Source organism: Pantoea sp. Seng, from assembly GCF_009829935.1.
Taxonomy (GTDB): Bacteria; Pseudomonadota; Gammaproteobacteria; order Enterobacterales; family Enterobacteriaceae; genus Pantoea; species Pantoea communis.
This window is the reverse complement of the sequence record NZ_SZZV01000011.1, coordinates 44,090-55,987: the sequence shown is the minus strand read 5'-3', so window position 1 is coordinate 55,987 and position 11,898 is coordinate 44,090. Positions and strand designations below refer to the sequence as shown.

Annotated in this window: 8 protein-coding genes; 3 read left to right on the top strand and 5 right to left on the bottom strand. The window is 56.7% G+C overall.

Annotated features, from left to right (window positions below):
* Window positions 1-135 precede the first annotated feature (135 nt).
* Genes FD737_RS13045 through FD737_RS13025 form a run of 5 tightly spaced genes read right to left on the bottom strand, consistent with a single transcriptional unit; the run spans window position 136 to window position 5,364 of the window.
* Complete coding sequence (locus tag FD737_RS13045; protein ID WP_160833680.1) at window positions 136-1,101, bottom strand: spore coat protein U domain-containing protein; 966 nt, start codon at window positions 1,099-1,101, stop codon at window positions 136-138.
* Complete coding sequence (locus tag FD737_RS13040) at window positions 1,098-3,536, bottom strand: fimbria/pilus outer membrane usher protein (RefSeq protein WP_202404541.1); 2,439 nt, start codon at window positions 3,534-3,536, stop codon at window positions 1,098-1,100. The genes FD737_RS13045 and FD737_RS13040 overlap by 4 nt, the downstream gene beginning before the upstream one ends.
* Window positions 3,533-4,231, bottom strand: a complete 699-nt coding sequence (locus FD737_RS13035) for a molecular chaperone (protein ID WP_370523077.1) — start codon at window positions 4,229-4,231, stop codon at window positions 3,533-3,535. Before FD737_RS13035 ends, FD737_RS13040 begins: the two co-directional genes overlap by 4 nt.
* Window positions 4,232-4,256: 25 nt before the next feature.
* Window positions 4,257-4,772, bottom strand: coding sequence for a spore coat U domain-containing protein (locus FD737_RS13030; protein ID WP_160833677.1), 516 nt, complete (start codon window positions 4,770-4,772; stop codon window positions 4,257-4,259).
* A 22-nt stretch (window positions 4,773-4,794) separates the two neighbouring features.
* Window positions 4,795-5,364 carry a spore coat protein U domain-containing protein gene (locus FD737_RS13025; protein WP_160833676.1) on the bottom strand — a complete coding sequence of 190 codons (570 nt, stop codon included), beginning with the start codon at window positions 5,362-5,364 and terminating at the stop codon, window positions 4,795-4,797.
* Window positions 5,365-5,911: 547 nt separating this feature from the next.
* On the opposite strand from FD737_RS13025, the gene FD737_RS13020 reads away from it, so the two are divergent.
* From FD737_RS13020 to FD737_RS13010, 3 genes are all read left to right on the top strand, one after another.
* Window positions 5,912-8,014: a bifunctional diguanylate cyclase/phosphodiesterase gene (locus FD737_RS13020; protein ID WP_160833675.1), complete on the top strand. Its 2,103-nt coding sequence runs from the start codon at window positions 5,912-5,914 to the stop codon at window positions 8,012-8,014.
* Window positions 8,015-8,173: 159 nt separating this feature from the next.
* Window positions 8,174-10,264, top strand: coding sequence for a bifunctional diguanylate cyclase/phosphodiesterase (locus FD737_RS13015; protein WP_160833674.1), 2,091 nt, complete (start codon window positions 8,174-8,176; stop codon window positions 10,262-10,264).
* Between the two features lie 108 nt (window positions 10,265-10,372).
* Complete coding sequence (locus FD737_RS13010) at window positions 10,373-11,788, top strand: PLP-dependent aminotransferase family protein (protein ID WP_160833673.1); 1,416 nt, start codon at window positions 10,373-10,375, stop codon at window positions 11,786-11,788.
* Window positions 11,789-11,898: the final 110 nt, after the last annotated feature.

Sequence of the window (11,898 nt, the reverse complement as noted above, 5' to 3'; positions counted from 1 at the left end):
AGCCCGTTAAGAAGCGATTCGAATAAAGCAGCCCCTTGTTCAAGGGGCTGCTTTTTTGTTTATGCAGATATGTAGGTATGGCGCAGTGAAAAGCAATCATCGGGCCTATAAACGACATCGTCGCCCATGCCCTGCCTAAAACGACAGATCCACCACCACGCTATCCGTATAACTCCCCGCCGCTGGCGTATTCTGCGTCGTCAGAATCTGCGCTGTATAGGTGAAGTTGCGCGTCACCAGATCCGCGTTCAGAGAGGTGGCGCTGGCGCTACTCCAGCGGTCAGTGCCGGTCGGTCCCCAGCGTGTCGTGGTGGTGGTGCCTTTATAAATGTCATAAGCCAGCCGGTTAGTCCCGCTCGCCATCTGGCGCGTGGTGCCGCTGTAGTAGCTGCCATTGCTCAACCCCACAGTGAAAGTGCTGCCTTTAGAACACACCACGTTGATGGTCTGCTGCACCGTGGAGAAACTTCCCACCAAGGGTGCGCTGCCAAAACTCACATTGGGCGCGGTGATGGTGGTGCAATCATTGGTCACAACCAGGTTAACGGTAATCGGCATCGCGGTGCCGGTACTGGTTTGCACCGTACCCACGCATAAACCTGCTACGTTCAACCCGGCACATACCGTATAGCTCACAGTGAGCGTAATCGTCGTCGTATAACTGCCTGCGGCAATCACCTGTCCAGGCACTGTGCGGAAATAGAGCGGAATATTGAAATTGAGCGTGCTGCCCAGTGTTAACAACGCCGATGAACTGTAAACGTGGTTAGACCCCTGCGTGAGTTCGCTGGCACAGGCGCTGTCGATACACATCTGAATCGGAATACTGTCCGTGCCGGTGCTGGCGGTTTTCAACACCGCGCGCGCGCCGCTAAGATAGGTCGCGGTGGTGAAGGCGTAAGTGACGTTATCGGTGCCCAGCAACGACAGCGTACCTGACCCACAGTTGACGTTGGTGGTGCTGGAGGTGTTCTGCACTGTGGAGCCCACCGCGAAGGTGGTCACGGAGCCAAAGGTCGCCGTTGGGGCCGATAAACTGCAAAGCGCATAGCTGGTGCCCGGCAAGATAAACAGTGCCAGCAGCAGAAGAAACTTTCTCATGGCGAAATTCCTGACTGTGAATTATTGGCCGTGCTGACCGCCGAACCCGGCGACGACGGCGGCAGGTCGCACGTCAGCGGACCGTAGGTCTCCAGCGCTTTTGGCTGGCCGTCCGCAATGGTCAGCGTGGTATCACAACTGCGCCCATCAGGCGTCACCACATGAATTGGGTTTTCAGCGCTCAGATTCTCCATCCAGACAATGCCATCCCATCCGATATATTCCGTACCCTGATTCGGGCGCAGCACCTGGCTGGAGATCGGCAACGGTTGCCCCTGTTTATCGTGCAGCACCACGCTGGCGGCACGCAGGCGCTCCACCGGGAAGTTCAGCAGGTAACCGCTTTTCCGTTTCACCGTAAAACGCTGTTCCACCTTGGGTGCGGTGCGATCGGCGGGTAAATCCAGGGTATCGATATCGTATTTTGCGCCGTAGTAACTGCTGATCGATGGCACCAGCAAATAGCCCTGATTATCAGTGCGTCCCATTGCCTGGTTTTCATAGCGCACCGTGACATCCGGGTAATCGGTTTTCACCACCACAAACGCATCATTGATGTCGTTGGCGGCAAACACGCGGTTATCCATCAGCACCAGCGAACCGGTGAAATCGACCCACTGCGTGGTGTTATCGTTATCACCGTAGAATCCGGCTGAGGTGTCGATTTTGTTATTGCGATAGCGCAGGCTTGCCTGGCGGTAATCACCGCTGTCGCCACCCTGATTGGCCCAGGCCGCATCATACGCAAAGCCACCATCGGTCGGCATAGCGCGTGACACGTAGAGGCGCTGATTGTTGTTGCCCTGCTGATCGCGCTCATAGCTCACCGAAGCACTGCTCTGCTCGCCGAATGGGATCACCAAAGAGATGGCACCGCTCCAGTCGCCCTGTTCCTGATCGCGGCTGGCGGAGATATACAGGCTGCTGTTACCCCACAGGTTTTTACTCCAGGACAGGTTCCATAAACGGGTGCGATCGCCCGATCCGCCGGCAATATCAAAGTAGGCCAGGCCCAGACTGCCGTATTGATTGAGTGACACGCTGGCGGTGTACTGCGCACTGCGTCGCGCCAGTGAGTAGCTGGTGTTGGCGCTGTCGCCCCGGCTGCCGACCAGCGCCAGATTGCCGTAATCGGCGGTGCGTAATACATGCTGCGTGCCGAGGCTAAACCAGCTGTTGTTGTATTGATAACCCCAACTGTATTGCGTGCCGGGTTTACCTTCCATCTGACTTTGTGCCAGCGCACCATTGACCACGCCCCAGCTGCCGAGCTTCACCAATCCCCCAGCGCCGCCGGTGGCCACGCTGTCGCTGCCTTCCGCATGGCTCTCCAGCGTCAGCCAGTCGGTTAACCCATAACGATAAGAGCCGCTGGCTGCTGCTGCGCCATAGTCGAAGTTGTCCAGTCCGTAGTTTTCACGAATAGCACCGGCCGAGAAGGAGTAATCCGACAAACCCTGTCGCAGCAGGCTGCTGGAGACATAAAACGGCAGCGTGGTAGTGACCTGGCGCCCCACGGCATCGGTGGTGGTGATCACCGCATCGCCCGCGCCATTAACGAACGGCACATTGGTCAGCGACCACGGACCCGGCTGCACATTGGCTTGCGTGCTGCGATAACCGTTAATAAACAGATCGACGGAAGAGGGCACTGCGGCCTGGCCGGAAAACGCCGGTAGCGGGTAAGTGACCAAATCCGGTCGCACGCTGAAATCACGCGCAATCTGCACGCCACCCAGACGCACGCTGTTACTCCAGCTCAGCGCATCGGTGACCAGATCCCCGGCGCGCCAGCTAATTGCATCGTTCTCATCTTCATTGCTGAACCAGGTATCGTAGCGAATGTATCCCTCTTGCTGACCGCTGACACCGCCTTCCAGTTGTTGGGTGTAGACGCCATTGGTGGAGAATTGCCCGCTGGGGCCAAACACGCGCAGCTCATTCCAGCTCGACAGGCGGGAACCGGCATTATCGGTACGCGTGGCGTAAAAGTCGTAATTGAGCAGCGCACCGTTACTGGCTCGCCCCGGGTAGCGAGGGCCGCGCTGATCTTTACCGATCACCTGGCCGGGCAGCCAGGCGGGCGGAACGGTGAGCAACAGGCGCTGACGGCGCTCGTCATATTCTGCTTTCACCTCCGCAAGTTGATTCACATCGATTTGCTCGCCCTGGAGTTTCTCTGCAGGGATACCGGCACGCTGTAAATCGCCACTGCGCAGCCAAAAGTCGCCGTTTTTGCGCTCCACCGGCACGATATCGCCGCGCGCGTTCTGATTCACCACCAGCTCCAGCATGTACTGCTGACCGCTGGCGTTGTTCTCCAGCGCAGGGGGCGGTGGTAGCTCGGAAAAGGTCTCCGCGCTACTGATTTGAGGTAACAGGCATAGCACGCTAGCCACTGCCAACGTGCAGGGATGCAGCGAAAACGTCATCAACGCGCGGCCGCGCTGCTCCAGTGCCCTTTATTCACTTCTGCGGACAGCTCACCGCTCACGCTGCTGGTTAATGGCCAGCGGTTACTGCTGTTTGCCAGTACGTAGCCAAACAGGCCATTGCCCAGGCGGCGACCACCGATGGTGACGTTACTCAGCCGCGCATGGCCATTGCCACGGTTGGTGAGTTCCAGCCAGCGTTTGCCACCACTGTCCACCTGTTGCCAGCTGAGATGCGGCTTCGCACTGTCGCTGGTGACGCCGTTACCATAAACAAACAGCGGAACCGAATAGCGCATCTGGAAGGTTAATCCCGCCTGATTTTCGCCGGGCGTGCGTGGCGTAGGGATTTCATCCAGCACCACGCGGTAGGACATTTCGCGTCCCGCTTCCGGCGCGCCCTGCTTAATGAGTCGCACCAGTTGTTTCTGACCCGGTTCGAGGCGCACCATCGGCGGGCTGGCAACCACTTGCTGCTGAGTTTGATACTGTTCCTGACCGCCCACTTGCAGCCAGCTAAAGATGCGCACCTGCATCATGGTGGTGGCATTCCCACGGTTTTCCAGCCAAAGCTCACTGGCTTTATCATCGGGACTGATGGTGGGATCGATGGGCCAAATCATCAGCGAATTGGCAGCGTGGGCAGCAGGCATTAGTGCCATGATAAACAACAGTAACAGGGCGCGCAGGTTCATGATTATTCATCCTTCTTTATCACTGCCGTCACCAGCTAAGCGTAACGGTTAAGGTGTCGGTATAAGTGCCGGCGCGTGTGGGGCCGGGCAGCGTTAACAGGCCATAAATCGGCAAAGTAATGTTATTGGCGTTGCTGTAACTCAACGCCACGGCGCTATTCACTGGGATAGCCGTGGAGTGTGCCGCGTTGGTGTAAAGGGAATAGGGCACGGTATTGGTGTTACCCGAGACCTTGAGATTGCGGGTAGTAGAGTAATTGGCGCCGCCATTAATGCTCATGCTAACGGCGGTGCCTGGCGTGCAGGCGAGAATGATGGTGGTGCTTTGCACATAGCTGGCGCTCACGCTGCTGGACGATACGCCAGATTGCGTACCGAAATTAAGCGTGCCAAAGACCCCGGTATTGGTACCGGAGACAACACAGCCTGCCACTACTGATGCAGAGACCTGAAAGGTTGCGGTTGGCAACCCCCAGGCAGAGACGCTCCCTATCAGCAGGGCGAGGCCGCCTGCAATGTGCACCCAACGCTGCACCACGGCCACCCTGATTACCCCACAACTGACCTCAGTAGTTCACCGCAACGTTAATGGTGTCGGTATAAGTCCCTGCCGGAATCAGTGGGTTAAACCCGCCGCCCACCACACGACCATAAATGGCGTAGTTAGTGCCTAAGGTCGGGTCCGTGGTGCCGCTGGCGGCAATGTTGGTGTTATTGGCGATGGCGGTGGTGAATGCCACATCGCTATACAGGGTATAGGCAATGCCTTGGGTGTTATTGGAACCGAGGATCAGATAGCGCGGCTGGCCGCTGACGGTGCCATAAATGGTCGCTGGCGCGGCGTTACTGCTGGTGACCTGCACGTTGAAAGTCTGGCCGGTAGTGCAGCGAACATAGATACCGTTGCCTGATGCGCCGACCAACGTGGCATTCAGGGTATCGAAGGTTGCGGCGCTGCTACCAAAGTTCAGGGTACCGAAGTTGACGCCTGTGGTGGCAGACTGACCATTCACCAGACAGCCGGTGGTCAGGGTCAGGGTCGCATTAATGGTTCCCGTTGTGGTGGCGGCAAAAGCCGCATGAGGGGCGAGCACTACGCTCAGGCTGGACGCCAAAAGAAAAAGCTTGAGTTTCATAATCATTCCTTACTGATTATCCGTAGTCAGTGCTTTTTCACCTGGTGATTCATTTATGTAACGAATCCGAAGTCAAACAAGAGCCACGATCGACTTTACTGCGTAAGTGCCCGGCATCTAGGAATATTCTTAGATGGAGGGTTTATGATTTATATCAGTTTTCTTTACTATAGATCAGCAAATCAACACTGGGAGCGTTGCGGTTAGATTTTTCATTAATCAATTCACAATTTTCGCCGATAATGCAGTAATCGCAAGGAGTGACAACCGGTTAAAAAAACTAAACAGCGAGTGATTTCACCCTCTACCGCGATTAATCGTTCAATGTTATGTTCGTGCATTAATCAGATATTATTAATTTTTCTGACTGCGACGGATGATGAAAAACAAAAAACATAGCGTGGTGTTTCCAGAATTATCTGGATCGGCTCCCCCCTCTGCCTCACTGCGTGCGGTCATTACTCACCCTTAATCAATGTTTCGAACTCTTTGAACTTTTTTGACGATACAGCACCTGCTCCGCAGCGGGCTGAGTTTAGGAGCGCACATGCTGCTGGTTACCTGGGATAGCGTTCTGGTCACGGTTTCATTAATCGTGGCCTTCATTGCTGCGTTTACCGCACTGGATACGGCAGGACGCGTCGCGATATCACGCGGCTACCTGGCGAAAATGTGGCTGATTGGCGGTGGCACCGCGATGGGCATTGGCATCTGGGCGATGCACTTCATTGGCATGCTGGCGATGATGATGCCGATGACCATGCGTTATGACATTACCCTCACCACGGTTTCCCTGCTGGTGGCGATCCTCTCTGCCATCTTCGCCTTCGCCCAGGGTGTTCAGGGCAGCCATCTGACCCCACGTCGGCTGTTAAGTGGCACCCTGATACTCGGCAGCGGCGTGGTGGCAATGCATTACATTGGCATGAATGCCCTGATGATTGAACCGGCGATTCGCTGGGACATGCCGTTGGTCGCACTCTCCGTGGTGATTGCCTATGCCGCCTCGGGGGCAGCACTGTGGCTGGCGTTTCATCTGCGTCAGGGCGAGAGCGTGTGGATCATGCGCGTCTGCGCGGCACTGGTGATGGGTATTGCCATCGCCGGAATGCACTACACCGGCATGGCGGCAGCGGAGTACAGCGTGCCAAGCACCATGCAGCAACATCATGGCATCAGTGAGGATGGACTGGCGGTATGGGTGACCATTATCACGCTGTCCATTCTCGGCGTCACGCTGCTGGTTTCGATGCTGGACGCTCAGCTACGCGCGGCGCGTCTGGCGGCCAAGCTCAAGCGTGCCAACAGTGAACTGCGCCAGCTGGCGTTGCATGACAATCTCACCTCGCTTCCCAACCGCGTGCTGCTGGAGCAGCAATTGACGGCGCAGATCAAGCAAGCCACGTTGCAGGATGAGACTTTTGCGCTGATGTTTATGGATCTCGATGGCTTCAAAGCCGTCAACGATACCTGGGGCCATCACGTGGGCGATCGCCTGCTTATCGCGGTCGCCGAACGTCTGCGCGTGCAGCTGGGCGAGGGCGTGCTGCTGGCGCGACTGGGGGGCGATGAGTTTGTGCTGCTGTGTCCACAATACAATGATTTACAAGCCTCGGCGCTGGCGCAGCAGCTGGTGAATGCGATTGATGCGCCGTTTGAACTGGATCGTTATTCACTGCGGGTGTCGTTGAGTATCGGCATCGTGGTGTTCCCGCAGCACGGTCGTAGCCAGCAGGAGATGATGTTCAACGCCGACTCCGCCATGTATCACACCAAACACAGCGGCCGAAACGGCTGGTGTCTGTTTGAACCGATGATGAGCGCCGTGGCACAGCATCAGCTGGCGCTGGCGAATGACCTGTGGAATGCGCTGGAATACCAGGAAATGTGCCTGTTTTATCAGCCAAAATTCCGCGCAGGCGGCACGGTGCTCATGGGCTTCGAAGCGCTGCTGCGCTGGCAACATCCGCGTCGCGGATTACTGATGCCGGATATGTTCCTGCCGCGTGCGGAGAAAACCGGGCAAATCGTGGCGCTGGGCAATTGGGTGATCAACGAAGCGTGCCGTCAGTTAAAACAGTGGCACGATGAAGGCAACCGCGACTGGAGCGTGTCAGTTAACCTTTCGGCGTTGCAATTCCATCAGCGCGATCTCATCGACAGCTTGCGTCATGCACTGCTGCGCTATCAGCTGCCGGAGGGGGCGCTGATGCTGGAGATTACCGAGAATATCGCGATGCGCGACCCGCAGTTCAGCCAGCAGCGCATTGCAGAATTGCATCAGCTCGGCGTGAAAGTGGCGATCGATAACTTCGGTATCGGCTATGCAAATTTACTGCATCTGAAACATCTGGAAGCCACCGAACTGAAAATCGACCGAGCCTTTATTAACAGCCTGCGTGCCGACAGCGAGGACGCCACCGTCGTGAGCGCGATGCTGACACTGGCACAAAGTCTCAATCTGCGCATGGTGGCCGAAGGGGTAGAAACCGAGGAACAGCAGCGTCTGCTGACCGGGCTCGGTTTTGACACGCTGCAGGGCTATCTGCTGGGCAAGCCAACACCGGCGGAGCGTATCGGTGAATTTACCGCTGTGTTTAATGCACCGCCGCTGTTTGCTGAGCACCCGCTGCCCTTAACCAGCGCCTGATAAACAGTTTTTATTTTCTTCCACATCGGAAGGTTTCATCGTTCAAAGACTCAAATCGGCAGTGATCCTGCCGATAAAACACACCATAAAACCTATAGCCTTGACTTTTTTTCATAACACCACAGCTGATTGATAACGGCTTTAACTTGGGAAATCACTATGTTAGTGACTTCGTACGATTCGTTTACTGTCATCGTTTCCATTCTGGTGGCGATGCTGGCCTCGTTTACCGCGCTGGATATGGCGGGACGCGTGGCTTCTTCAACTGGCAAGGTGGCGCTGATTTGGTTATTAGGCGGTGGATTCGCCATGGGCGTGGGCGTCTGGGCGATGCATTTCATCGGCATGCTGTCGATGAGCCTGGATATGGTGATGAGCTACGATCCGCTGCTGACGGCGACGTCGATGGCAGTGGCAATCCTGGCATCAATTTTTGCCTTGTGGCTGGTGTGCTCATCGCATGATTTATCCTGGCGGCGCTTAACGGGCGGGGCTTTGGTGCTCGGTTCCGGCGTGGTCGCCATGCACTACATGGGCATGGCCGCGCTGATGTTTGCGCCGGGCATCGTCTGGAATTGGGGCTGGGTCGCCGCTTCAGTGGTGATTGCGCTGGTGGCATCGGGGGCGGCCCTGTGGCTGGCCTTTAACCTGCGCGAAGGACATGGTCGCGTGAACATTCTGCGTCTTGGTGCTTCGGTGGTAATGGGCTGCGCCATTGCTGGCATGCACTACACCGGTATGGCCGCGGCCAGCTTCCCGATGATGAGTCATGCCACGCACATGGGCGTTAACAGCAACTGGCTGGCGATTGTGGTCACCGTGGTAACACTGGCGATCCTCGGCATTACGTTGCTGGTTTCGATGCTGGATGCACGCCTGCAAGCGCGCACCTCCATCCTTGCGCACTCGCTGGCGGAAGCCAACCGCGAGCTGGCGCAACTGGCTCTGCACGATAACCTGACGCGCCTGCCTAACCGTATTTTGCTGGAAGATCGTCTGGAGCAATCGATCAACAAAGCCAATCGCGAGAAGTCGCAGTTTGCGCTGATGTTCATGGACTTGGATGGCTTCAAAGCGGTCAATGACGCCTTTGGTCACCATGTGGGTGACAACCTGCTGATTGCCGTGGCCGAGCGCATGATCGGCCAGATGAAAGGGCACTACACCCTGGCACGTATGGGCGGTGACGAGTTCGTGCTGCTGATCGAAATCGATGAGCCCAATGACGCCGCAGCGGTAGCGGATGCATTGGTGAAAGCGGTCGACCGCCCGTTTGATATTTCACGCTATGAGCTGGTGGTGTCACTGAGTATCGGCATCGCGGTCTATCCCGGCGACGGTCAAGATGATCGCGAGCTGATGTTTAACGCCGATGCGGCGATGTATCACACCAAAAACAATGGTCGTAACGGCTACAACTTCTTCCAGCCGTCGATGAATACCCTCGCGCAGTCGCAGCTACAGCTGAATAACGATCTGTGGCAAGCGCTGGATAACAAAGAGTTACGTCTGTTCTATCAGCCAAAATACTGTGCGCCGAGCGGCCCGATTCTCGGCTTTGAAGCCCTGTTACGTTGGGAGCATCCGACACGCGGTTTGCTGGCACCGGACAAATTCCTGCCGATCGCCGAGAAGACCGGCATGATCATCAACATCGGTAACTGGGTGATTAACGAAGCCTGCCGTCAATTGCACTGCTGGCATCTGCAGGGCCATCCACACTGGTCGGTCGCGGTGAATCTCTCCGCGCTGCAGTTTGAGCAGAGCAACCTGGTGGAAACCGTGACGCAGGCGCTGGCGAAGCATCAGATCCCGGCCGAATTGCTGACGCTGGAAGTGACGGAAACCACGGCGATGCGTGATCCGGAAGAGAGTGTGCGTATCATGACGCAACTGACGGATATGGGCGTGAAAGCCTCGATCGATGATTTCGGCACCGGTTACTCCAGCCTGCTTTATCTCAAACGTTTGCCCGCCAGTGAGTTGAAGATCGACCGCGCGTTCGTCAATGAACTGCAGGCAAAATCGGAAGATGCCACCATCGTTTCCGCCATTGTGGCACTGGCGCAGTCACTCGATCTCAAAGTGGTGGCGGAAGGGGTGGAAACGCAGGATCAACAAGCGTTCCTCACCGGCCTGGGTTGCGATACCTTGCAGGGGTATTTGCTGGGCAAACCGGTGCCGCCGGAACGCATCCACGAACTGCCGAACTTTGTCGAAAATGAGCAGCAGCTGGTGCAGCTGCCGTAAGGGCATGTGTGCGGTGATGGTCTCATCCCAACCATCCCCTCTCGCGCTTGCGGGAAGGGGCCAGGGTGAGAGAAAATAGCCGCACTCATTTCCCATATCGGAGCCAGGGTGGCGAAATATCAGCAGTTGGTGGATCAACTTCGGACGCAGATCGAAGCGCGCATCTGGCCGCCGGGCGAAAAGCTGCCGTCATTACGTCAGCAGGCGGAGCAGAGCGGCCTTAGCCTGATGACGGTGATGCACGCCTATGAAGTGCTGGAAAGCCAGGGCTGGATCCTGTCAAAACCGCAATCCGGATACTACGTTGCGCCTCGTGCTGCCGAAAGCCGCCCACGTTTGCCGACACAGGCGATTGCCAAAACCGAGCAGGCGGACACCAACAGCTTCGTGTTTGATGTGCTGCAAGCCACGCGCGATCCCGCCATCATGCCGTTTGGCTCTGCCTTTCCCGATCCCGAACTCTTTCCGCAGCGTCAGCTGATGCGCTCGCTGGTCAAAGTCTCACACAATCTGAAACCCAGCGATGCCCTGAATAACCTGCCGCCCGGCAACGAAGCGCTGCGGAAAATTCTGGCGCAACGTTATGCCCAGCAGGGCATCACCTTGTCGCCGGACGATATCGTCATCACCAACGGCGCGATGGAAGCGCTCAACCTCAGCCTGCAAGCGGTGACTGAACCCGGTGATTGGGTGGTGATCGAAAATCCTTCGTTCTACGGGGCCTTGCAGGTAATTGAGCGCCTGAAACTAAATGCGATTGCCATCGCCAGCGATGTCGAGCAGGGCATCGATCTCTACGAGCTGGAGCAGGCATTGCAACGCTGGCCGGTCAAAGCCTGCTGGCTGATGACCAATCGACAAAACCCGCTGGGCTTTACCCTGAGCGCTGAACGAAAACAACAGTTGGTCACTCTGCTGTCGCGCTACCAGGTCGCGATGATTGAGGATGACGTTTACAGCGATCTCTACAGCGGCCACGACAAGCCTTTGCCCGCCAAAGCTTTTGATCGCGAGGGGAATGTGCTGCACTGCGGCAGTTTTTCCAAGAATCTGGTAGCGGGATTTCGCGTCGGTTGGGTGGCAGCCGGGCGCTATGCGCAGCGCGTGCAGCGTATTCAGCTCATGAGTACGCTCTCCACCAGCGCACCGATGCAACTGGCATTGGCCGACTTCCTCAGCACCCGCAGTTACGACACGCATTTAAAGAAGCTGAGCCAGACGCTGGCAAAGCGTAAGCAACTGGCCCAGCAAGCATTGCGCCATGTGCTGCCTGCTGATGCGCAGATCGGTGATACGCCGGGCGGCTATTTCCTGTGGATTACGCTGCCGGAACAGATCAATACGACGCAGCTTTATCATCTGGCGTTGAAAGAGGGCATCAGCATCGCGCCCGGTCAGCTGTTCTCGGGCAGTGAAGGATTCAGCCACTGTTTTCGCTTCAACACCGCCTGGCCGTGGGATGCGCGCGCCGAGGCGGCGGTGGAGACGTTAGGGAAATTGATTGCTCAGTTGGCGTCGGCTTAAGGGCTCTGCCGCAAAATGTTGGCCCCTGACACGACTGACCACAAAGGATGACCAATGTGGTCAGTCTGAATTGTCATCAATGTGCCGGTTGTACCTGCAGGGCAACCTGA

Coding starts and splice junctions, on each gene's coding strand:
- FD737_RS13045 (WP_160833680.1), bottom strand. CDS start 1,101: ATGAGAAAGTTTCTTCTGCTGCTGGCACTGTTTATCTTGCCGGGCACC.
- FD737_RS13020 (WP_160833675.1), top strand. CDS start 5,912: ATGCTGCTGGTTACCTGGGATAGCGTTCTGGTCACGGTTTCATTAATC.
- FD737_RS13015 (WP_160833674.1), top strand. CDS start 8,174: ATGTTAGTGACTTCGTACGATTCGTTTACTGTCATCGTTTCCATTCTG.
- FD737_RS13025 (WP_160833676.1), bottom strand. CDS start 5,364: ATGAAACTCAAGCTTTTTCTTTTGGCGTCCAGCCTGAGCGTAGTGCTC.